At 75.6% G+C, this 23,647-nt stretch carries 9 protein-coding genes; all 9 read right to left on the minus strand.

Annotation, left to right across the window (positions count from 1 at the left end; all coding sequences use genetic code 11):
• Positions 1-94: 94 nt before the first annotated feature.
• Entirely contained in the window at positions 95-1,309 is a 1,215-nt protein-coding gene (locus tag IF30_RS0103165; RefSeq protein ID WP_030231543.1) for a saccharopine dehydrogenase family protein, read from the minus strand.
• Between the two features lie 420 nt (positions 1,310-1,729).
• Complete coding sequence (locus IF30_RS44855; RefSeq protein WP_051709084.1) at positions 1,730-3,025, minus strand: MFS transporter; 1,296 nt, start codon at positions 3,023-3,025, stop codon at positions 1,730-1,732.
• Complete coding sequence (locus tag IF30_RS46300; RefSeq protein ID WP_051709086.1) at positions 3,022-4,251, minus strand: cytochrome P450; 1,230 nt, start codon at positions 4,249-4,251, stop codon at positions 3,022-3,024. Before IF30_RS46300 ends, IF30_RS44855 begins: the two co-directional genes overlap by 4 nt.
• A complete protein-coding gene (locus tag IF30_RS0103180) occupies positions 4,248-5,048 on the minus strand; it encodes a CatB-related O-acetyltransferase (protein ID WP_063752467.1) in 801 nt (266 codons plus the stop codon). Before IF30_RS0103180 ends, IF30_RS46300 begins: the two co-directional genes overlap by 4 nt.
• Positions 5,041-12,384, minus strand: coding sequence for a non-ribosomal peptide synthetase (locus tag IF30_RS0103185; protein WP_051709088.1), 7,344 nt, complete (start codon positions 12,382-12,384; stop codon positions 5,041-5,043). Before IF30_RS0103185 ends, IF30_RS0103180 begins: the two co-directional genes overlap by 8 nt.
• Positions 12,385-12,420: 36 nt before the next feature.
• Entirely contained in the window at positions 12,421-12,615 is a 195-nt protein-coding gene (locus IF30_RS0103190; protein WP_030231556.1) for an MbtH family protein, read from the minus strand.
• Between the two features lie 67 nt (positions 12,616-12,682).
• Positions 12,683-18,982: a non-ribosomal peptide synthetase gene (locus tag IF30_RS0103195; protein WP_158834707.1), complete on the minus strand. Its 6,300-nt coding sequence runs from the start codon at positions 18,980-18,982 to the stop codon at positions 12,683-12,685.
• Positions 18,983-18,987: 5 nt separating this feature from the next.
• Positions 18,988-21,780, minus strand: a complete 2,793-nt coding sequence (locus IF30_RS0103200) for a condensation domain-containing protein (RefSeq protein ID WP_030231562.1) — start codon at positions 21,778-21,780, stop codon at positions 18,988-18,990.
• Complete coding sequence (locus tag IF30_RS0103205) at positions 21,770-23,551, minus strand: carbamoyltransferase (RefSeq protein WP_037898724.1); 1,782 nt, start codon at positions 23,549-23,551, stop codon at positions 21,770-21,772. Before IF30_RS0103205 ends, IF30_RS0103200 begins: the two co-directional genes overlap by 11 nt.
• Positions 23,552-23,647: the final 96 nt, after the last annotated feature.

Here is a 23,647-nt window from a genome sequence, read left to right on the forward strand (position 1 = left end):
GCGGCCACCTCCGCCGGACGCCGACGGCTCGCCCGCTCGCCCGCCCGCCCGGCCGCCCTGCACCGGGGCGGGCGGGCGCGCGCCGCGGCGGCCGCTACCGGCCGGGGGCGGCCGTCGGCGGGGCGTCCAGCACCCGGAAGGAGATGCCCGCCGCGACCAGCCGGTCGATCAGCGGCCGGCCCATCGCCACCGCCGTGGTCAACTGCCCCGCCACCGGCGGCAGATCGTCGTAGGCCAGGCAGAGCGCCGACTCGGCCAGCATCTTCGCGGTCTCCTGGTAGCCGGGATCACCCCCGGACACCTCGGTGAGCACCCTCCGCCCGTCCTGCGCCCGCGCCACGAACCGGACGGCGAACCAGGACCGCGCCCGCCGCTCCGCACTCGGCCCGTCGCCGGGCCTGCGCAGCCGCCCCAAGGCCCGGCGCAGCAGCGGCAGCTGCGCGGCGAGGGCGATCGCCGCCACCGCGGCGACACCGCCGAGGGCGATCGGCAGCCGCCGCACCGCCGCGTAGTGCGCGTAGCCGAAGTCCGGGCCGTACTCGTCCAGTGCGGCGGCCGAGCGGGCGACCACCTGCGGGTCGATCGAGGGCATCGGCACCGCCCAGGCCCGGGCCGCCCGCGAGCGGTGCGGCCGGCCGGCCGGGGTGCGGACCAGCCGGCCCTTCGGCCGTGGCTCCGCCGCGCGGCGCGCCCGGGCGGCGCGGGCCATCGCCCGCGGCCGGGAGAAGGCCGTCATCGCCGAGGCGAGGGTGCCGCCGGAGACGGTGCCGCCGACGCGGACGAAGCCCTCGACCGCGACCCCGGCCACCGGGCCGCCGCGGCGCACCAACTCCTCGACGGTGAACAGCACGCCGAGATCGTGCGGCACCGAGTCGAAGCCGCAGGCGTGCACCAGCCGGGCGCCGGTGGCCACCGCCCGGTCGTGGTGCCGCAGGTACATCCGGTCGACGAACTCCGGCTCGCCGGTGAGGTCCACGTAGTCGGTGCCGCTGTCCGCGCAGGCGGCCACCAGCGGCTCGCCGTGCCGCAGGTACGGGCCGACGGTGGAGACCACCACCCGGGCCCCGGCGGCCACGGCGCGCAGCCCTTCGCGGTCCGCGGCGTCCGCGACCAGCAGGGGGAGGTCGGCGCAGCGCGGGTCGATCCGCGCCAGCTTCGTCCGGACGGCGGCGAGCCTGCCCTCGTCGCGTCCGGCGAGCGCCCAGCGGCAGTCCTCGGGCACGGTTCGGGCCAGGTACTCGGCGGTGAGCCCGCCGGTGAACCCGGTGGCACCGAACAGGACGAGGTCGTACGGGCGCGGCTCGGCCATCAACAGTCCCTACTCGCGGGTAAATCGACTGCGCCACGGTAGGAGCCGGTCGGGGCACTGTCAACGGCCCGGCCCGCGGCCCGCGGCGCCCGCGCGGGCGTCCGGAACGGCCGGTTCGCGCGGGTGGAGTGAGTGGCCGGAAACGGGGCAGTAGCGTTACGTCGATATGACAAGTACGCTGCGTGTCGTTGGTTGGACAACATGCGGGCCTGGTCGTCACTCCGTGGGGGGAGTCGCGCCCAGGCCCGGTCGCCGACCGTGGTCCCGGTTGGGCTCGTGGGGGAGCTTCAGCCGGGACCCTCGGTGGGGTGAAGGCGTTATGCCCGGTCGAACGGCGTTTCAGTCATGACTGGCCGTCAGTATTTTCGCCGTGCCTGCTCCTTCGTGCCCATCCGCAGGCGGCGGGGCCGTTGACCGGCCTCAACGCTGCGCCGCTGGGCGGGAGTCGGCGGTGTTCCGATCGGCCGGTTCGGCCGCTCCCGGCGCTCCCGCCGGTTCGGCCGGTTCGGCCGGCGCCGGGGTCACGAACGTCCGCTCGGTGAGCGCGACGACGGGCCGCAGCACCGGCACGGCGGCGCAGACCGCCGTGACCGCCGCCATCACGACCAGCAGCGTCCGGTAGTCGAACCGGTCGATGAGGACCGTCCCGGCGGCGAGCGACAACGACTGCGGGACCAGCACCAGCATCGTGCACATGGCGTTGACGCGACCCTGGAGCCGGGACGGCGTGTGGAGCTGCGCCGCGGACGACAGCACCACCATGATCCAGGTGATGGCGATCCCGTCCGCGACCTCGCCCGCGACGACGCACGCCAGGTTCGGCACGCAGTAGGCGAGCGCCGCCACCGTGAACGCGCCGATCCCGAGGCCTGCGGTGCGCGCCATGCCCGCCCGCCGGATCAGCGCGGAGACGGTGAGGCCGCCGATCACCGCGCCGACGCCCTGGACGGCGTTGAGCGCGCCGAGCGCCGACGGCGGCCGGCCCAGCCCCTCGTCCACGACCGCGAACATGACCGTCTGGCTCAGGCCGATGACGCAGAACGCGCAGGCCGCGGCGTAGCCGATCTGGGCCAGCACCGGGGTGGCGGCGATGTGCCGGATGCCCGCGAGGGCGCTGCGCAGGAACGGCTCGCGGGACGGCTCCGGGGCGACCGACTCCTCGACCCGCAGGCCGGCGAGCGCCAGGATCGCGGCCAGGAAGGTCAGGGAGTTGAGCACGGCGAGCGTTCCGCCGCCGGCGACGGCGTAGATCGCCACACCGGCCAGCGGGGCGATGATGCGCAGCCCCTGACTGGTGGTCTGGAGGATCGCGTTGGCACCGGTCAGCTGGTCGTCGGGGAGGAGGTCCCGCCGGATTCCGGCCGAGGCGGCGCCGAGGACGCCGAAGGCCACGCCGTAGCAGACCGCCACCAGGTAGATGAGCCACAGCTGTCCGCCGTCGTGCACCGCGAGCAGGGACAGCACGGCAAGCGCCATGAGGGCGTTGGTGGCCATGAGCAGCGGGCGCCGCCGCACCCGGTCGGCCAGGTGGCCGAAGAGCGGCGACAGCAGCATGGGCGCGCCGAGGGCCGCCTCCACCCCACCGGCGGCGGCGTTGCTGCCGGTGAGGTCCTTGGCCCAGATGCCCAGGGTCAGGTAGAGGGCGCTGCTGCCGAAGCCCGAGAGCGCCTGGCCGATGAGCAGGCGGCGGAACCGGGGGTCCGCGAGGGGCTTCACCGCCGCTCCCGGCCGTCGCGGCGGTGCAGCAGGACCGGCGCGGACTCGTAGCCCCAGATCAGGTTGGAGTGCAGTCTGCGGGCCGGGCCGGCCGGTTCGGCGCCTGCGGCCTGGGCGAGCAACTCGGTGAACAGGACGCGCAGTTCGGTGCGGGCGAGGGCCCCGCCCAGGCAGAAGTGCGGGCCCACGCCGAAGGCGACGTGCGGGTTGGGTGCCCGCCGGACGTCGAAGCGCCGGGGCGCCTCGAAGACCGTCTCGTCCCGGTTCGCCGACGGCATCCAGACCGTCACCCGGTCGCCGGCCCGGATCGGCCGGCCGGCGATCTCGACGTCCCGGGCGGCCGTGCGCAGCACGTGCATCGCGGGGCTGCTGAACCGCAGGACCTCGTCGACGACGGCGTCCATCCGGTCCGGGGAGCCGGCTGCCAGGTGCCACTGGTCGGGGTGGGCGGCGAGGGCGAGGAGCCCGCCGACGGTGGCGTGCCGGGTGGTCTCGTTGCCGCCCGAGATGAGGCCGTCGCAGTTGAGGAAGATCTCCTCGTCGGTGAGCGGCACGCCGTCGACGAGGCCGTTCACCATGGCGCTGATGACGTCCTCGCCCGGTTCCTCGCGGCGGAAGTCGACGAGGTCGGCGTAGTAGGCGAGCATGCCGGCGTGTGCCTCGAGCCGGGTGATCGGGTCGACGTCGGAGGCGCCGAACGCGGCCCGGGTGGAGTTCAGCATGAACTTCCAGTCGCTCTTCGGCACGCCCAGCAGGTCGCAGATCACCGAGACCGGCAGGACGGCGGCGAAGTCGGTGAACTCGCAGGGCTCGCCCGCGAGTACCGGCTCCAGCTCCTCGCGCACGATCGTCCGCATGTTCTGTTCCAGGCGGGCGACCATGCGCGGGGTGAACGCGGAGCTGATGACCCGCCGGATCTTCGCGTGCCGGGGCGCGTCCGTGACGATGAGCATCTTCCCGGCGGCCTCGGCGGTGGCGGTCGGGTTGTGGCCGATCCGCATGCCCTGGGAGGAGGTGAAGGCGGCGGTGTCCTTGAGCACCCGTTGCACGTCGGCGTGCCGGGAGACGGCCCAGAACCCGCCGCCGTCGGGGGAGTCGTTCCAGTGGACGGGGTGGTCGCGACGGAGCGCGGCCCACACCGCCTCCGGGTCGCCGGCCCCGTACAGCGCCGGGTCCGCGAGGTCGACCGCGGGCGGGGCGCCGGGGCTTGCGGTTGCTGTCGTCATGATGCGCTCCCCTGGGTGGTGGCCGGTGCCTGGGTGGTGGCCGGTGCCTGGGCGGGGGCAGGCACCTGGGTGGGGGCCGGCGCGGGGCCGAGCAGCCGCTCGGCCCGCGCGATGGCCAGGATCTCTTCGGGCCGGCCGAGGACCAGCTCCGGGAGGTGCCGGGAGACGGCCGCGACCGGCCAGTCCCACCAGCGGGCCGTGAGCAGCCGCTCGACGTCCTCGGGGCCGTAGCGGGCGCGGATCACCCGGGCCGGGTTGCCGCCCACGATCCGGTAGGGCGCCACGTCGGAGGCGACCAGGGCGCCGGCGCCGATGATGGCGCCGTCGCCGATGGTGACCCCGGGCATGACGGTGGCGCCGCGCCCGATCCAGACGTCGTTGCCGATCCGGGTGTCGCCCTTGCGGGCCGGCCCGTGGGCGATCAGGTCGTCGATCAGGCCGTCGCGCCAGTCGCCTTCGAAGCTGAGGAACGGGTAGCCCGTCGGCCCGTCGAAGACGTGGTTCGCGCCCGCCATCACGAAGGTCACGCCCGCGGCGATGGAGCAGTAGCGGCCGATGAACAGCCGTTCGGTGCCGAACGCGTAGCGGACCCTGGCCTCCTCGAATCCGGCGGTGTCCTCGGAGGCGTCGTAGTAGGAGAAGTTCCCGGCGACGACCTTCCCGCCCGGTTCGAGCACCGGACGGATGAAGACGAGGCGGTCGTCGCCGAGCGGGCGCGGATCGCGGGGGTCCGGGACGTCCAGGTCGGGGGCGAGATCCGGGTCGGGGCCCGGGCCGGGGTCGCGGTGGTCAGCCACGGCGGGCCTCCGTTCCCGGCGCTGCCGGGGCGTCCGGCAGCGCCTTCAGGGCGGCCGTCACCAGCGGCCCGGACTGCTCCATGACCTGCGCCGTCATCATCGAGTCGTGGTCGGAGTCCACCACGTGGTGTTCGGCCGCGGTGAGGTACGGCCGCCAGGCCTCCTGCGCGGAGCCCCGCTCGGCGACGGTCTTGGCGGCGGCGATGCTCAGGACCCGCCCGTGGTAGCCGTCCCGGTGCGGCGGCCCGAGGAGGGCTGCGACGCTCTTGGCCGCGCGGACCAGGGCCCGGCTCTGGCGGGCGTCGAGGGCGCCGTCGGCGGACGGCCCGGCGATGACCTCGCCGGTCACCCACGCGGCGAAGTCGCCTTCCGACTCCTCGGGCGTCACCGGCCGTTCGTACGGCCAGGCGTCGTAGAGGACGACCAGGTCGACCGCCCGCCCGGAGGACTCCAGCAGCCGGGCGACCTCGTAGGACAGGACCCCGCCCAGCGACCAGCCCATGACGACGTACGGGCCGTCGGGGTGCGTCGCGGTGATCAGGTCGGCGTAGCGCCGGGCCAGCGCGTCGAGCGAGTCGAGCGCCCTGAAGCGGCCGTGGCTCTCCGTCACCTGGATCCCGTAGACCGGCTGGTCCCGCTCCAGGTGGGGCAGGACGGAGCTGTAGCACCAGCTGAGGCCGCCGATGGGGTGGATGCAGAAGACCGGGCGGCTGCTCGCCCGGCCGCGCCTGAGCTCGATGACGTTGGCGTACGGGTCGGCCGGGGCCTCGTCCAGCCGGGCGGCGAGGCCGGCCGCGGTGGGCGCCTCGAACAGCGTCGCGATGCCGATCTCGGCGCCGAGCAGGGCGCGGATCCGGCCGATCAGCCGGGTCGCCAGCAGGGAGTGGCCGCCCAGCTCGAAGAACGAGTCGTCCGGGCCGACCCGGTCCAGCCCGAGTTCCTGCGCGAAGAGCCGGACCAGGACGGCCACGCGCGGGTCGCCGGGGGCGTCCCCGCCGGCCTGGTCCTCCGCGCCGGTGCCGGCCGCGCCGGAGCCGGGCGCCGAGGGCGCGGGCAGGGCCTTGCGGTCCAGCTTCCCGCTCGGCGTCAGCGGCAGGCGGTCGAGGACCACCACGTCGCCGGGGACCAGGTACTCCGGCAGGTGCTCGGCCGCGTAGCGCCGCAGTGCCGCGGCGAGGTCCCGGCCCTGCGTCCCCTGAGCGGCCGCCAGGACGGCGTAGGCCACCAGCCGGACGTCCCCCGGGCGGTCCTCGCGGGCGATGACCGCGGCGTGGGCGACCTCCGGGTGCGCGGCGAGCACCGCCTCGACCTCGCCGGGCTCGACGCGGAAGCCCCTGATCTTGATCTGCTCGTCCGTCCGGCCGAGGAAGACCAGCTCGCCGTCGGCCGTCCGGCGCACCAGGTCGCCGGTGCGGTACATGCGCTCCCCGGGCGCGCCGAACGGGTCCGGCAGGAAGCGTTCCGCCGTCAGCGCGGGCCGGTTCAGGTAGCCGGTGGCCAGCCCGGCGCCCGCGAGGTACAGCTCCCCGGGCACGCCGGGCGGGACGGGGCGCTGCAGCGCGTCGAGCACGAAGGCCCGGGTGTTCGCCACCGGCCGGCCGATCGGGACGGCCTCCGGCACCCCGTCGACGGTGCGCATGGTCGCGCACACCGTGGACTCGGTGGGGCCGTAGGCGTTGACCACCTTCGTGAAGTGGCGGGCCGCGTGGAGGACGGCGGGCGTGCAGGCCTCGCCCGCGGTGACCAGCGTGACCCCGGCGACGTCCTCGTCGAACTCGGTGGCGAGGACCACGGCGGGCGGCAGGGTGGCGTGGGTGATGCCGTGGACCCGCAGGAAGTCCGCCAGGGCGGGGCCCGGGATCCGCTCGGACTCCGGGACGAGGACCAGGCATCCGCCGGTCAGCAACGCCATCCAGGTGTCCCAGACGGAGGCGTCGAAGCTGATCGAGGCGAACTGCAGCACCCGGCTGCCGCCGTCGACGCCCAGCGTCGCCGCCTGGGCGCGCACCATGCTCGGGATGCCCCGGTGGGAGACCACCACGCCCTTGGGGCGGCCGGTCGAACCCGAGGTGTAGATGACGTACGCCGGGTGGGCGGGGAGCAGCGGCGCCGTCCGGTCCCGGTCGGCGGGCGCGGTGGCCGGCCGGTCCGCGACCGAGCGCCGCAGGTGTTCGTCGTCCAGCACCAGGACCGGCAGGCCGGGGCCGCCGGGCAGACCGGCGGCGACCGCGCCGGTGGTGAGCACGCAGGCCGGGGCCGCGTCCTGGAGCATGAAGGCGACGCGGTCGGCGGGGTAGGACGGGTCGACCGGGAGGTAGGCCGCGCCGGCCTTCAGGACCGCGAGCAGGGCCACCACGATCTGCTCCGAGCGGGGCAGGGCGAGTGCCACCAGGTGGGCGGGCCCGATGCCTCGGGCGATCAGCTCGTGTGCCAGCCGGTTGGCGCGGGCGTCGAGTTCGGCGTAGCTCAGTTCGGTGCCGAGGTACCGGACCGCCGGGGCCGAGGGGGTCTGCGCGGCCCGGGCGGCGAAGAGCTCGGGCACCGTCCGCTCCGGCACGTCGGCGGCGGTGTCGTTCCAGTCCCGCAGGACCTGCTGACGCTCCCGGGCGGAGAGCAGGTCCACCTCGCCGATCCGGCGGCCCGGATCGGCGGCCATCGCCTCCAGCACCAGCACCAGGCGGTCGGCGATGCCCTCGACGGTGGCGCGGTCGAACAGGTCGGCGTCGTACCCGATCGCGGCGACCAGGCCGGCGGCCGGCCCGGCCGTGCCGTCGGCACCGGGGCGTTCGCCGTCGGGGCGTTCGCCGTCGGGGCGTTCGCCGCCGGGGTGTTCCCCGCCGGGGCGTTCACCGAACACGAAGGACAGGTCGAAGGCCGAGATCCCCATGCTCAGGTCGTGGGAGGCGACCGCCAGCCCCGGGAGGGCGAGTTCGGCGCTGATGCTGTTCAGCATGGAGACGCTCACCTGGAACAGCGGGTTGGCGCCGGGTACGCGGGCCGGGTTGAGCGCCTCGACCAGGGTCTCGAACGGGACGTCCTGGTGGGCGTAGGCGCCGAGGTCCGCCTCCCGGACCCGGCCGAGGAGTTCGGCGAAGGTCGGGTCGCCCGAGACGTCGGTGCGCAGCACCAGGGTGCCGGCGAAGAAGCCCACCAGGCCGTCCAGCGCGGCGTCGGCGCGCCCCGAGGTGGCGGTGCCCAGCGGGATGTCCGTCCCGGCGCCGGAGCGGGACAGCACCACGGCCACCGCGGCCTGCAGCGCCATGAACACGGTGCAGTCGTGGGCCCGGGCGGCGGCTGCCAGTGCGGCGTGCAGCGCCGGGCCGACCTCGACGGCGACCTCCCCGCCGCGCAGGCTGACGGTGCCCGAGCGCGGCCGGTCGAAGGGCAGCGCGAGCTGGTCGGGGATGCCGGCCAGGGCCTGGCGCCAGTACGCGGTCTGCCGGGAGAGCAGGCTCGCCGGGTCGTCCTCGGCGCCGAGCAGGTCCCGCTGCCACAGCGTGAAGTCGGCGTACTGGACGGGCAGCGGCGGCCAGGCCGGGGCCGTGCCGGTGCGGCGCGCCCCGTACGCCTCGGCGAGGTCGTCGAGCAGCGGCTCCAGCGACCAGCCGTCGCAGGCCACGTGGTGGACGACCAGCAGGAGGACGTGCTCGTCCGGGGCGAGGCGGTAGAGGCGGGCGCGCAGGGCGGGTTCGGTGGTGAGGCGGAAGACCCGCCCGCTCTCCTCGGCGAGTTCGGCGTCCAGCGCGTCCGGCGAGGTGTCGGTGACGGTCAGGGCCGTCCGGGCCTCCCGGGCGGGCAGGATCCGCTGCCAGGGCCGGCCGTCCTCGTTCGGCAGGACGGTGCGCAGCGCCTCGTGCCGGTCGACGACGTCGGTCAGGGCGGCGTCCAGCGCCTCGACGTCCAGCGGGCCGGAGAGGCGGGCCGCGTACGGGATGTTGTAGGCGGCCCCGCCGTCGAGCTCGTTGAGGAACCACAGCCGGCGCTGGGCGAAGGACAGCGGCAGGCGCTCCGGGCGCTCGGCGGGGCGCACGGCGGGGCGGGCCTGCTGTCCGAGGGCGACGGTCGCGGCCAGGCCGGCCGGGGTCGGGGTCTCGAACACGGCCCGGATGGGCAGTTCCACGCCGAGGGCGGAGCGGATCCGGTCCACCAGGCGGATGACCAGCAGCGAGTGCCCGCCGAGGTCGAAGAACGCGTCCTCGACGCCGGCCCGCTCCAGGCCGAGGACTTCGGCGAACAGCCCGCACAGGGCCGCTTCGGTGGGGTTCGCGGGCTCGCGGCCGGGGGCGCGGCCGGCGGTGGTCTCCGGCGCGGGCAGGGCGGCGCGGTCGACCTTCCCGTTCCGGGTCAGCGGCAGGGCCTCCAGGACGACGACCGCGGCGGGGACCATGTGGACGGGGAGGTGGCCGGCGGTGAAGTCGCGCAGCTCGCGCGGGTCCGCCCCGTCGGGGCAGGCCGCGTAGGCGACGAGTCGGGGGTCGCCGGGGGTGTCCTCGCGGACCACCACGGTGACGCCCTGGACGGACGGGTGCCGGCCGATCGCGGCCTCGACCTCGCCGAGTTCGATCCGGAAGCCGCGGATCTTGACCTGGTCGTCGGTGCGGCCGCAGAACTCCAGTTCGCCGGCGGCGGTCCAGCGGCCCAGGTCGCCGGTCCGGTAGAGCCGGCCGCCGGGTGCGGCGGCGAAGGGGTCCGGGAGGTAGCGCTCGGCGGTCAGCGTGGGGCGGGCGAGGTAGCCGCGGGCCACGCCGGGGCCGCCGATGTGGATCTCGCCGACGACGCCGGTGGGCACCGGCTCGCCGCGGGCGTCCAGGACGACGAGCCGCCAGCCCGGGATGGTCCCGTCGATGGGGGAGACGTTCGCCGCGGGTGCGGGCCCGGTCCCGGCCGGGGCCATCACCCGCCAGGTCGCGTACACCGTGGTCTCGGTGGCGCCGTAGACGTTCACCAGCCGGGTGGTGTCCGCGGGGTACCGGCGCTGCCACTTGCCGACGGTCGCGAGGTCGAGCGCCTCGCCGCCGAGCACAACCAGCCGCAGCCGCAGCGCGCCCGGCGGGTGCCGCTCCTCCCGGGCCACGAACTGCCGGAAGGCGGACGGCGTCTGGTTCAGGACGGTGACCTCCTCGCGGGCCAGGACCCCGTGCAGCGCGTCCGGGTCCATCGCCGCCTCGCGGGGGACGACGACCAGGCGGCCGCCGAAGGCCAGCGCACCCCAGATCTCCCAGACCGAGAAGTCGAAGGCCGGCGAGTGGAACAGTGCCCACACGTCGGTGTCCGACGGCTCGGCGAGGCCCTGCGCGGAGGCCAGGAACACGGCGAGGTTGCCGTGGGTGACCTCGACGCCCTTGGGGCGGCCGGTGGAGCCGGAGGTGTAGATGACGTAGGCGAGTTCGGCCGGTTCGGGCCGCACGGGCGCAGGGCCGGCGGCGGCCGTCCGGGCGGGGTCGGTCGCCCGGGCGGGGTCGGTCGCCCGGGTGGTGTCGAGGGTGCGCCACGGCCCGTCCGGGACGCGGGCGGCGGTGGCGGGGTCGGTGACGACGAGCGGCACCCCGGCGTCTTCGAGGATGAACTCCAGGCGGGCCGGCGGGTAGTCGGGGTCGACGGGGACGTAGGCGGCGCCGAGCCGCAGGACGGCGAGGACGGCGGCGACCAGGTCGACGGAGCGGCCGAGGCAGAGCCCGACGCGGTCGCCCCGCCGGACGCCCTCGTCGGCCAGCAGCGCGGCGATCCGGGCGGCGCGGTCGTCGAGTTGACGGTACGTCAGTGTGGCGCCGGTGCCGTCGGTGACGGCGGTTCGGTCGCCGGCGGCCGCGACCTGGGCCGCGAACCGCTCGACCGCCGACGACCGCACCTCGGGCAGCCCGCCCTCGGGGCCGTTGCCCAGGTCGAGCAGCCACTGCCGCTCGGCCCCGTCCATCACCGGGAGTTCGCCGATCGGCCGCTCGGGCTCGGCCAGCGCCCCGGCGAGCAGCAGCTGCCAGCGGTGGGCCAGGGCCTGCGCCGTGGCCCGGTCGAACAGGTCCTCGGCGTACTCCAGGACCCCGCTCAGGCCGGCCGGCTGCCCGTTCTCGCGGCGCTCGGTCAGGCCGAGGCTGAGGTCGAACTTGGCCGATCCGGCGCCGAACGGCTCGTCGGTGACCGTCAGGCCGGGCAGGGCCAGGCCGCCGTCCCCGGCCGTCTCCAGGGAGAAGCTGACCTGGAAGAGGGGGTTGCCGGTCGCCGTGCGGACGGGTTTGACGGCTTCGACCACCCGGTCGAACGGGGCGTCCTGGTGGGCGAAGGCCGTCAGGGCCGTGCGCCTTGCCCGCTTGAGGAGGTCGCCGAAGGTCGGGTCGCCCGAGCAGTCGATCCGGAACACCAGGGTGTTGACGAAGAATCCGACGAGTTCCTGCAGGTCCTCGTCCGTCCGGCCGTCCACCGGCGAGCCGATCGGGATGTCGGTGCCCGCCCCGAGCCGGCTCAGCAGTGCCGCGAACGCCGCCTGCAGGGCCACGAACGGTGTGACCCGGTGCTCGCGGGCCAGCCGCGCCAGCGCCCGGTGGGTGTCCGGGTCGACCTCGAACCGTACCGTCCCGGCCGGCGAGGGGCCCGCAGTCGGCTGCCTCGGGCGGTCCCGGGGGAGGTGCAGCTCCTGCGGGGCGCCGCTCAACTCCTCGCGCCAGTGGTCGAGTTGCCGGGCGATGAGGCTCTGCGGATCGTCCTCCGCGCCGAGCGCCGCGCGTTGGCGCACCGTGTGGTCCGGGTACTCCAGCGGCAGGGCGGCCCAGGCCGGTTCGGCACCGGCCAGGCGTGCGGCGTAGGCCGCCCCGAGGTCGCGCTCCACGATCCCGAGCGACCAGCCGTCGGCGGCGATGTGGTGGAGCACCAGCACCAGCACGTGCTCTGTCGGGCCGGTCGCGAACAGCCAGGCCCGCGCCGGGAGTTCGGAGGTCAGGTCGAACTCGTGCCGGCAGGCCAGGCCGACCGGGCCCGCCACCTCCTCGGCGGCGCACTCGGCGAACTCCACCGTGAACCGCGCGGCGACGTCGCCGGGGGCCACCACCTGCTGCCACGGCTCCCCGGCGACCTCCGGGAACACCGTGCGCAGCGAGGCGTGGCGGCGTACGACGTCGGCCAGCGCCGTCGTGAGCGCCGCCCGGTCGAGGGGGCCGGAGATCCGGACCACCCGGGGCATGTTGTACCCGGCCGGGAACTCCCCGAGCCTGGAAAGGAACCACAGCCGCTGCTGCGCCGGGGACAGCGGCAGCCGACCGGTGCCCGCCGCGGCGGGCACCTCCGGCGACCAGGGTGCCGGGACGGGAGCCGACCCGTCCTCCCGGGCGTCCAGACCGTGTGACATCAGATGTACCTCCAACTCCGTCCCGAACGACCGTGACTAGGCGCTGCGCAGGCTCTTGGGCCGCATGTCGGTCCAGTTCCGCTCGATCCACTCCAGGCAGTCCGGCTTCTTGCCCCGGGCGCCGGCGTCCCGCCAGCCGGGCGGGACCTCCCGGTCCTCGGGCCAGATCGAGTACTGCTCCTCGTCGTTCACCACGACCTTGTAGTCCAGGTCGAGTTCGTCGTTGGACATGGCAACCTCCACAGGGAGACGAATTGGGATGGAAAGTCGTGCTGTCTGCAGCGGATCCGAGCGGTCGTCAGACCGACAGGTGGCGCGCGAGGTCCGCGACGGTGGGGTGCAGCTGGACGTCGACCGGCCGGAGCGGGACGCCGAGTTCGCGCTTGATCCGGAAGGCGATCTGCACGGCCCGGATGGAGTCGCCGCCGAGGTCGAAGAAGTCGTCCTCCGCGCCGACCCGCTCCACCTGGAGGATCTCCGCCCACACCCGGGCCAGGGACTCCTCCAGCGGGGTCTTCGGCGCCACGTGCCCGGCCGGGTCGGCGGCGGCGCGGACGGGCACGGGCAGCGCGGCGCGGTCCACCTTGCCGCTCGGCGACAGCGGCAGCGCGTCCAGCACCACCACGGCCGAGGGCACCAGGTGCGCCGGCAGCCGGCGGCCGAGCCAGGCGCGCACCTCGTCGGCCGACACCGGCACCGACGCCGAGCCGGCCTGGCCGGCGGCGGCGGAAGGTCCGGCGGCGGCCGGGACGACGTAGCCCACCAGCCGGCGCTCCGCGCCCTCGCCGAGCGCGGTGGCGGCCCCGGCGGCGACCCCGGGGTGCGCCCGCAGGTGGGACTCGACCTCGCCGAGTTCGATCCGCAGGCCGCGGATCTTCACCTGGTCGTCCGTGCGCCCCAGGTACTCCAGTTCGCCGTCGGCCGTCCACCGGGCCACGTCGCCGGTCCGGTACAGGCGTGCGCCGGGCACGTCGCCGGACGGGTCGGGGACGAAGCGTTCGGCGGTCAGGCCCGGCCGCCCCAGGTACCCGCGGGCCACGCCGGCGCCGCCGATGCACAGCTCCCCGCGGGCCCCGGGCGGCACCGGCCGGCCCGTCCCGTCCAGGACGTGGGCGACGGCGCCCGGGACGGCCCGGCCGATCAGGACGTCGCCGTCGGCGGCGCAGCGGTGGGCGGTCGCGTAGACGGTGGCCTCGGTCGGGCCGTAGGCGTTGACCAGTTCGGCCGCCGCGGCCCAGCGCGCGGCCAGGGGCGCCGGTAGCGCTTCGCCTGCGACGACGACGCGGCGAAGTGCGGGCAGGTCGCCGGGATCCAGGCCGGCCAGGACGCTCGGGGGCATCGAGATGACGGTCGGCCGGTGTGCGCGGATGGCCGCGACCAGTCCCTCGCCGACGCGGTCGGCCCCGCCGGGCGAGACGACGAAGGCGGCGCCGGTGGTGAGTGCGGACACGAGGTCCGCGACGGACACGTCGAAGCTCAGCGAGGCGAACTGGAGCAGCCGGTCGTCGGGGCGCAGGGCCATGACCTCGTCCGTGACGGCCACCAGGTTGTCCAGCGACCGCCACTCGACCTCGACGCCCTTGGGCGTGCCCGTGGAGCCGGAGGTGTAGATGACGTAGGCGAGTTCGGCGGCCTCCGGGCGGACGGGCCCGGTGTGGACGGCGTCCGTGGCCCGGCCGGTGTCGATGGTGCGCCAGGGGCCGTCCGGGATGCGGTCGGCGGTGCCGGGGTCGGTGAGGACGAGCGGGACGTCCGCGTCCCGCAGGACGAACTCGATCCGGCTCGCCGGGTAGTCGGGGTCGACCGGCACGTAGGCGGCGCCGAGGCGCCACACGGCGAGGACGGCGGCGACCAGGTCGACGGTGCGCCCGAGGCAGATCGCGGCGCGGTCGCCGCGGCCCACTCCGGCCCCGGCGAGCAGGGCGGCGAGCCGGGCCGCGCGCTCGTCCAGGCCGCGGTAGGTCAGCCGGCCGCCCACCGAGTCGGCGACGGCGACGGCGTCACCGTCGGCCGCCACCTGCGCGGCGAACCGCTCCAGGACGCCCTGCGGTGCGACGGCTCTGCTGCGCGGCCCGGCCGGGGCCGCGACCGCTCCGGCGAGCTCGCCGTCCGGGTCGGCGACCAGGGCCTCGACGGCCCGGACGTGCTGTTCGGCGATCTCGTCGACCTGGGCCGGGGTCAGCCGCTCGGCGTCGTAGTCGATGCACAGCTGCAGGCCGTCGGTCAGCGGGTTGCGGAAGAACGTGACGGTGAGGGGGACGTCGGCCGGTTCCACCCGGCGGCTGGCGGTCAGTTCGCCCAGGCCGCTGAGCAGTTCCGCGTGTTCGCCGTCGCCCATGGTGTCGCGCATGACGTGGAAGTTGTTGAAGGTGAAGTTCGTGGTGAACAGGTCCCGCCCGCCGGCGAGCTGCCGGATCCGGGCCAGCGGCAGCCGGCGGTGGGGCAGGATCCGGGCCTCCGTCTCGAAGACCCGGCGGACCAGGTCGGAGCGGCGCCCACCGCCCACCGCGAGCCGGAACGGGACGGTGTTGAGGAACAGCCCGCGGGCCTCCGTGCCGCCGCTCTCCTCCAGCCGCCCGTTGAGCGTGACCCCGCAGCAGACGTCGTCGCGTCCGGTCAGTGCCGCGATCACCTGGAGGTGCGCCGCGAGGAGGACGGTCTTCTCCGGCACGCCGAGGCGCTTGGCGAGCGCTCCGACCCGCGGGCCGAGGCCCTCCGGGAGGTGCGCGTCGCGCCAGCCGTACCCGTCGACCACGCCGCCGGTGCCGTCGCCGCGCAGGGCCCGCCCGGCGGTCCGGGGTGCCGGTCCGGCGAGCGCCGGGAGCTCCGGCAGGGTGTGCCCGGCGAGCGCCTCGGACCAGAACCGCCGCGCCTCGGGCGAGGCCGACGCCTGCTGCTCCAGGGCGACGAAGTCGCGGTACGCCGAGGCGGGGGGCGGCAGTTGGGCGAGGCCGGCGCCGTCCAGGAGCCGGGTGTAGTGCAGGAGGATCTCGGTGATCGTCGACCACAGGCTCCAGCCGTCGAGGATGGAGTGGTGCTCGACCAGCGTCCACTGGAAGCTGTCGTCGGTGAGCACCTGGACGGCGAAGCGCAGCAACGGCGGCCGCTCCATGTCGAACGGTCGGCGTTCGCGCTCCATCAGCTCGTCGACGGCCCGGTCCTGCTCGGCGGGCGAGAGCGTTCGAAGATCCTCGACGACGACCGGCACGTCGGCCTCGCGGTGCACGAGTTGCAGGGGTTCGGTGTAGCCCGCCAGGTCGAAGCCGGTCCGCAGGACGGGGTGCCGGGCGACCACGGTGCGGACGGCGAGGCCGAACGCCTCCTCGTCGAACCGGTACGGCAGGCGGTAGCTCGCCGCGTTGACGTACGGGAGCACCCGCGGGTCGGACGCCATGTGGTAGACCATCCCGACCTGGAGCGCCGTCATGGGGTAGGCGTCGTCGAGGCCGGCTTCCGTGCCGTCGCCGATCCGGGCCCGGTCGGCCGCGGACAGCAGCTGGAACGGCTCGGTGCGCGCGCGGGCGCCGGCCGGGTCGGCGGCGGCGGCGAGGTCGGCGAGGGTGCGGTGCTCGTAGATCTGGGCGACGGCGATGCCGAGCCCGCGCCCGCGGGCGAGTGCGGCCACCTGCACGGCGCGGATGGAGTCGCCGCCGAGGTCGAAGAAGCCGTCGTCCGCGCCGACCTTCTCGACGTGGAGGATCTCGGCCCAGATCTCGGCCAGGGCCTCCTCGGCGGGGGTGCGCGGCGCCACGTAGGCGGCGGCGTCGCCGGGGGACTCGGGCACGGGCAGGGCGGCGTGGTCGATCTTCCCGTTCCGGGTCAGCGGAAGGGCCGGCAGGGCCACGACCGCGGCGGGGACCATGTGGGCGGGCAGGTGGCCGGCGGCGAAGTCGCGCAGCTCGCGGGAGTCCGTCCCGTCGGGGCAGGCCGCGTAGGCGACGAGCCGGCGGTCGCCCGGGGTGTCCTCGCGGACGAGCGCGGTGACGCCCTGGACGGCCGGGTGGCGGCCGATCGCGGCCGCCACCTCGCCGAGTTCGATCCGGAAGCCGCGGAGCTTGACCTGGTCGTCGTTGCGCCCCAGGTACTCCAGTTCGCCGGTGGCGCTCCAGCGGGCGAGGTCGCCGCTGCGGTACAGGCGGGCGCCGGGCACGTCGGTGAACGGGTCGGGGACGAACCGCTGGGCGGTGAGGTCCGGGCGTCCGAGGTAGCCCCGGGCCACGGTGTCGCCGCCGACGTACAGTTCGCCCGGCACGCCGACCGGCACCGGCTCGCCGTGGGCGTCCAGGACGAGCGTCCGGTAGCCCGGCAGGGCCCGGCCGATCGGGCTGCTGCTGGCCTCGATCCGCTCCTCGTCCAGGACCTGCCAGGTGACGTGGACGGTGGTCTCGGTGATGCCGTACATGTTGACGAGGACCGGCCGGTCGGGCGCGTGGCGGCGCCACCAGGTGCGGACCGCGGCCAGGTCCAGCGCCTCGCCGCCGAAGACGACCAGCCGCAGGCTCAGTGCGTCCAGCGGGCGGCGCTCCTCCTCGGCCACGAGCTGGCGGAACGCGGAGGGCGTCTGGTTGAGGACGGTGACGCGCTCGCGGACCAGCAGGTCGAGGAAGGCCGCGGGGTCGCGCGCCACGTCGCGCGGGACGACCACCACGCGCCCGCCGTGGGCGAGGGCGCCCCAGATCTCCCAGACCGAGAAGTCGAAGGCGAAGGAGTGGAACAGCGACCAGACGTCGGTGTCGCGCAGGCCGACGGTCTCCTGTCCGGCGTCCAGCAGCGCGGCGAGGTTGCCGTGGGTGACCTCGACGCCCTTGGGCCGGCCGGTGGAGCCGGAGGTGTAGATGACGTACGCGGGGTCGCCGGCCTGCGGGCGGACGGATCCGGTGTGCGCGGCGTCCGTCGCCTCGGCGGTGACGAGGGTGCGCCAGGGCCCGGCGGGCACCCGCCCGGTGGTGTCGGGGTCGGTGAGGACGAGGTGGACGCCGGCGTCGCCGAGGACGTACTCGATCCGGCTCGTCGGGTTGTCGGGGTCGACGGGGACGTACGCGGCGCCGAGGCGCCAGGCGGCGAGGACGGCGGCGACCAGGTCGACGCTGCGCCCGAGGCACAGCCCGACGCGGTCGCCCCGGCCGACACCGGCCCCGGCGAGCAGGGCGGCGAGCCGGGCCGCGCGCTCGTCGAGCCGGCGGTACGTCAGCCGGGCGCCGGTGCCGTCGGTGACCGCGACGCGCTTCCCGGCCGCCGCCACCTGCGCGGCGAACCGCTCCACGGCCGACGGGCGCGGCCGGGGTGCCGCCGCGGTGCCGACGAGCTGGGCCCGCTCGGCGGCCGACAGCAGCTCCGCCCGCGCCACGAGGGTGTCCGGCGCGGCCAGGAGAGCCCCGAGCAGCCGGTTCCAGTGCGCGGCCAGGCGCCCGACCAGCTCGGTGTCGATCAGGTCGGTGCGGTGCTCGACCTCGACCTCGATCCGCTCGCCGTCGTCGTTGACGTTCCAGGTGAGGTCGAACTTGGCGGTCGCGGTGTTGACCGGCACGTGGGCGGTCTCCAGCCCCGCCATCCGCGGCGCCGCGTGCCCGCGGGCGTAGCCGAACACGATCCGGAACAGCGGCGAGCCGTCCCGGTCGGCGCCGAGCCGCCGCGCGAGGTCCTCCAAGGCGACGTCCTGGTGCTCCAGGGCGTCGATGAACGCGTCCCGGGTGGTGCCGAGCAGCCCGGCGAAGTCGGTGCCGGGGCCGGCGGTGATCCGTAGCGGCACCACCTTGACCAGGCAGTCCACCAGCCGGTCCGTCAGCGGATCGTCCCGGCCCGCCAGCGACGTCCCGATGACGAGGTCCTGCTGCCCGCAGTAGCGGGTGAGCAGCGCGGCGAACCCGGCGAGGAGCGTCGTCGCGGGGCTCACCCGGTGGGTCCGGCCGAACGCGCGGACGGCGGCGGACAGCGAGTCGGGCAGGGTGAACCGGGACGTCGTGCCCCGGTTGGTGCGGGCCGGGGCCCGGCGTCCCGAGCCGAACAGTTCCGTCGCCGCGGGGGCGTCGCGCAGCGTCCGCTCCCAGAAGGCCAGGTTCTCCTCGGCCGTGGCCGGGTCCAGCGGCGGGAGCCCGGGCTCCTGCGGCGCCTCGGCGGGCGCCGGCGCGGAGCCCGGATCGGCCCGGTAGTGGGCGGCCAGGTCCTCCAGCAGGACGTCCACCGACCAGCCGTCGCTCACGAGGTGGTGGGAGACCAGCAGCAGGAAGCACTCGTCCTCGGCGTAGCGGATGACGGTCACCCGCAGCAGCGCCTCGGCGGTGACGGCGAAGGGACGCGCGATCTCCGCGGCCATGGCCTGCCGGGCCGCCGCCTCGTCGGGCAGCCGGAGTTCGCGGACGGGGACGTCGGCGTGGTCGAGGACGGTCCGGCGGGGGAGGCCGGCGACGCTCGAGAACCTCGTGCGCAGCGCGCGGTGGCGGCGGACGAGCGCCCCGACGGCGTCCCGCAGTCCGTCCGGGGACAGCTCGCCCCGCAGGCGCAGGGCGACCGGCACGTTGTAGACCGGCTGTCCCGGGTTGACCTGCTCGGCCAGCCAGATGCTCTGCTGCGTCGGTGACACGGGTAGCGAGTGGGCCACGGTGCTCAACTCCTTTCCTGGTCGGCGGTCTGCCGCTGCCGGTGCTCGTCCGCCCGTGCCAGCCGGATGACCCGGACGGTCCTGTGCAGGCCCGGAAGGTCGGGCTCGTGCTCCTCGATGTAGGCCGCCAGCGCGGCGACCGTCCCGTCGACCAGCAGCAGGCGCAGCGGCACCGTGACGGACAGCTCGCGCCGCAGCCGGGCCACGATGCGCGTCGCGGTCAGCGAGTAGCCGCCGAGGGTGAAGAAGTCCTGGTCGGCGGCGACGGCGTCGACGCCGATCTCGTCGGCCCAGATGTCGGCCAGGACGATTTCGAGGGCCTCGCGCCGACGGGAGGCCGGGGCCGGTCCGGCGTCCGGCTGCTCCGGGCGGCGAACGGCGCCGTGATCCCCGGCGGCTCCGGCCACGTCGGCCCGGTCGACGCCGGCCTGCTCCACGCCGGCCCGGTCCACGCCGGCCCCGGCCCCGGCCCCGGCCACGGCCGTCGGACCCGGCGCGGCCGGTGCCCCGGCGGGCAGCCACTGCTCGGCCCGCAGCTGCGGATCCCGCACCACGGCCGCGAGGAGCGACAGGTAGTCCTCGACGAACCGGGCGATGCGCCCGGCGTCGTAACGGTCGGCCTGGTACTCGACGTTGCCGATGGTCCCCGACGCGGTGGCTTCCAGAGTCACCATCAGCCCGAACTTCGCCGAGCGGACCCGGACGGGCACCTCCTCGGCCGCGGCCCCCGGCAGCACCAGCCGCACCGGGTCGACGTTCAGCAGTTCGAAGATGACCGAGGTCAGCGGCGAGCCCTGGGCGCCGTGGAGGCGCCGCTCCCGCAGGGCGGTCTCCAGCGGGTAGTCCTGGTGCGTGTAGGCGTCGATGACGGTGGTCCGGGCGCGCTCCAGGACCTCGCCGAACGACAGACCGGCGGCCAGCCCGGTGCGCAGCTGCACGAGGTTGACGAACGAGCCCACCAGGGCTTCGAGTTGCGGGTGGCTGCGGCCGGCGACGGAGGTGCCGACGGTGAGGTCGAGCCGGCCCGAGTAGCGGTGGAGCAGCCCGAGGAACGCGGCGTAGAGCACCATGAACGGGGTGGTGCCGCTGCGCCGGCCCAGGGCCTCGACCTCGCCGAGCAGCCCGGCGGGGATCTCGAAGCGGTGGCAGCCGCTGCGCAGGCCGGGGCCGGCGTCGGAGCGCTGCAGTGCCGCCAGGTCCACCTCGGGGGCGGAGACGACGCTCTCCCGCCAGTGCTCCTGCAGCGCGGGCAGCCGCTCGGCCAGCAGGCCCCGGTGCCACGCCGCGTAGTCCAGGTAGCCGGTGCGCGGCCCGTCGTCCGGCCCGTCGTCCGAGGCGGTCGCCCCGCCGGCGTACAGCGTGCCGAGTTCGTCGACGAGGTGGGCCAGCGACCACTGGTCGCAGACGATGTGGTGGACGACGAGGACGAAGGCCCAGTCGTCGGCGCCGAGGCGGACGAGCACCGCGCGCAGCGCGTTCGCGGCCAGGTCGAAGGGCGCGTTGACGGTGCGCTCGACCAGCGCGGCGAGGGCCGCCTCGTCGGCTCCGGGCAGCTCGACGGTCTCGAAGGCGGCCGCCGCGACCGGGGCGACGGTCTGGACGGGGCCGGCGTCCGACTCCGTGATCCGCAGCCGCAGCGCCTCGTGACGCCGCACCAGCCCGTCCAGGGCGCGCCGCAGCGCCCCCGGGTCCACCGTGCCGCGCAGCCGCCAGTACAGCGGGAAGTTGTACTGCGCGGCACCCGGGTTGAGCTGTTCGGCGAGCCAGATCCCGGTCTGCGCGGAGCTGAGCGGGTGGGCGCCGCCGGCCGGTGCCGCCGGGATCGGCCGCACCGTCGTGGGCGCGGCCCGGTCGATCCGGTCGGCGAGCCCGGACAGCGTGGGGTGGTGGAAGAGGTCCTCCACGGCGAGTTCGACGCCGAAGACGGTGCCCACCCGCATGGCGACCCTGGCGGCCAGCAGCGAGTGCCCGCCCAGGGCGAAGAAGTCGGAGCCGGCCTCGATCTCGGCGCGGGAGACGTCCAGCACCTCGGCCCAGATGCCCGCCAGGAGGTCTTCGGCGGCGGTCGGTTCGGGTGCGCCGGGCGCGGCGGGGGCGGCCGGTGCCGCGTCCGGGGCGGCGCTCTCCTCGACGTCGAGCACGGGCAGGTCCGGCGAGTCCAGGAGGGCGGCCAGCACCTGGCGGACGTCCTCGCAGAAGGCCGTCACACCGGCGGGGTCGTAGAGGTCGCGGTCGAACTCGCAGCCGGCCTCCTTGCGGTCCGGGTCGAGGCTGAGCACCAGGTCCCGGTCGGCGAGCCGGGGCTCGATGTCCCGCCACTGCTCGGCCGGGCGCCCGAACAGGACCGCGACGCCGGAGCGCCCGGCGGGTGCCTGCCCGGCTCCGCGGCCGTTGCCGGGAGCGGCCGCGGAGCCGGCTGCGGGCCCGGTGGCGAGTGCGTCGTCGAGCGCGGTCTCGAGTTCGGCGTCCAGCCGGCCGAGGGCCACCGCCGCGGCGGCCCGGCCGCCCAGGTCGACCTCGACGTCGAGGAGTCGGGCCGGTCCGGAGGCCGGGCCGACCGCGAGCGTGGTGCGGCCGCGGCGGTGGCGGCCGGCCAGGGCGGCGGCGACCGCGGCGACCGCCACCGTCTGCGCCTCGACCCCGTACCGGGCCGCGACCTCGGCGATGCCCTCGGCGAAGGCGGCGCCGTCGACGCCCACCGTCGCGCGCCGGAACTGCGGGACCGGGGGCCGCGGCCGGTCGGGCGGCAGGGTCGCGTGGGCGGCCGGCTGCCCGGACTGGAAGGGGCTAGCCGACATCGGAGATCGACTCCTTGGCGTCCTTGAGGATGACGGTGCGGCCGAGGACGAGGGCGTCCAGCTTCGAGCGCAGGAAGGTGCGCAGGGCCTCCTGCGGCGTCGCGATGACCGGCTGGCCGCGCAGGTTGAAGGAGGTGTTCAGCACCACCGGGGTGCCGGTGCGGCGGCCGAAGGCGCCGATCAGCTCGAAGAAGCGCGGGTTGCTCTCGGGGTGGAGCACCTGGACGCGGGCACTGCCGTCGACGTGGGTCACCGCGCCGAGGCCGTCGCGGTGTTCGGCGCGGGTCTGCGTCACGAACAGCATGTGGGCGTACCGGGCTTCGGTGCCGGGCGTGATCTCGAAGTACTCGGCGGCGTCCTGGACGCGGACGACCGGTGCGAACGGCCGGAAGCTCTCGCGCTCCTTGACCACCTCGTTCAGGCGGTCGCGCATGGCCTCGGTCCGCGGGTCGGCGATGATGCTGCGGTTGCCGAGCGCGCGGGGGCCGAACTCCATCCGGCCCTGGACCCACGCGGTGATGAGGCCGTCGGCCAGGAGTCCGGAGACGCGTTCGGCGAGGTCGGCGTCGGTGGCGTACTCCTCGACGGTGCAGCCCTCCGGTTCGCCGACCGTCGCCGCCATCTCCTCGTCCGAGAAGCCCGGCCCCCAGTACGGCATGGACATCCGGCCCGCCCGGGAGGCCGCGGCGGCGTCCGCCGCGAGCGCCGCGCCGACCGCGGTGCCGTCGTCGCTGGCGGCGGGCTGGACGAAGACGTCGTCGAACAGCCGGCTGCGCGACACCAGGCCGTTGAGCGTGCAGTTCAGCGCGACCCCGCCGGCCAGGCAGAGCCGGCTCAGGCCGGTGCGCTCGCGAGCCGCGCGCAGGACGTGCAGCATCGCCTGCTCGGTGATCGCCTGCAGGCCCGCGGCGATGTCGGCGTGGTCCTGGGTCGAGGGCTGCCCCGGGAGGCGGGCGGGGCCGAGCAGGGCCGCCAGCTCGCGCAGGACGCCCTCGTGGGTCTCGTGCTCGAAGGCCGTGCGGTCCCGGGCCAGCACCGGGACGGTGTACGTGCCGTCCTCGCGCAGCCGCACCATGGTGGCGAAGCGGTCGTAGAAGCGCTGCGGGTCGCCGTAGGGGGCGAGGCCCATCACCTTGTACTCGTCCATGAAGGGGACGAAGCCGAGGTGGTGGGTGACGAGGCTGTAGAGGATCCCCACCGAGTGCATGGCCGGGATGGTGTGGAGCACCTCGATGTCCTCGCCGCGGCCGACCGCGACGGTCAGGCTCTCCGACTCGCCCATCCCGTCGCTCACCACGATCAGCGACTCCTCGAAGCCGCTGGGGTAGAAGGTGCTGGCGGCGTGGGCCAGGTGGTGCGGGACGGGCCGGAAGCGGTCGTCCCAGGGCCGGCCGGGCAGGAACTTCTCGGCCAGCGCGAGCTGCGACCGCGTCGAGTACACCTCGCGGAACCTGGCCGCCGAGTAGGGGCTCCCGAAGCTGCCGGCCGGCTCGCCGTAGGCGAAGCCGTGCGCCAGGACGTCGATGTCGTCGGGCCCCAGACCGGCCTGGGCCAGGCAGAACTCGATCGCGTTGACGGGGAACGACCCGGTGGTCTTCTCCCCGGTGAACCGCTCCTCCGCGGCGGCGGCCACCACCTCGCCGTCGATCACCAGGGCCGCGGCCGAGTCGTAGCCCTGGGCGAACCTGTGCAGCCTGGGGTCGAGCTTGGGGAAGGCCTCCCGCTTGAATTCCAGTCCGCCGTTCAGCCCGCTGTAGCCGAGGACGCGCATAGTCTCCTACCTCACCGTCGATGCCACGCGAAATCGTTCGGCCTTCACGCTAGGCCGGGAAAGGGCCGCCCGTCGCCGCCCGCAGGTCGTGACCCG

The sequence above is a fragment of the Streptomyces sp. NRRL S-350 genome (genome assembly GCF_000719705.1).
Taxonomy (GTDB): Bacteria; Actinomycetota; Actinomycetes; order Streptomycetales; family Streptomycetaceae; genus Kitasatospora.

Coding starts and splice junctions, on each gene's coding strand:
- IF30_RS0103165 (WP_030231543.1), bottom strand. CDS start 1,309: ATGGCCGAGCCGCGCCCGTACGACCTCGTCCTGTTCGGTGCCACCGGG.
- IF30_RS46300 (WP_051709086.1), bottom strand. CDS start 4,251: ATGACGACAGCAACCGCAAGCCCCGGCGCCCCGCCCGCGGTCGACCTC.
- IF30_RS0103185 (WP_051709088.1), bottom strand. CDS start 12,384: ATGTCACACGGTCTGGACGCCCGGGAGGACGGGTCGGCTCCCGTCCCG.
- IF30_RS0103190 (WP_030231556.1), bottom strand. CDS start 12,615: ATGTCCAACGACGAACTCGACCTGGACTACAAGGTCGTGGTGAACGAC.
- IF30_RS0103200 (WP_030231562.1), bottom strand. CDS start 21,780: ATGTCGGCTAGCCCCTTCCAGTCCGGGCAGCCGGCCGCCCACGCGACC.
- IF30_RS0103205 (WP_037898724.1), bottom strand. CDS start 23,551: ATGCGCGTCCTCGGCTACAGCGGGCTGAACGGCGGACTGGAATTCAAG.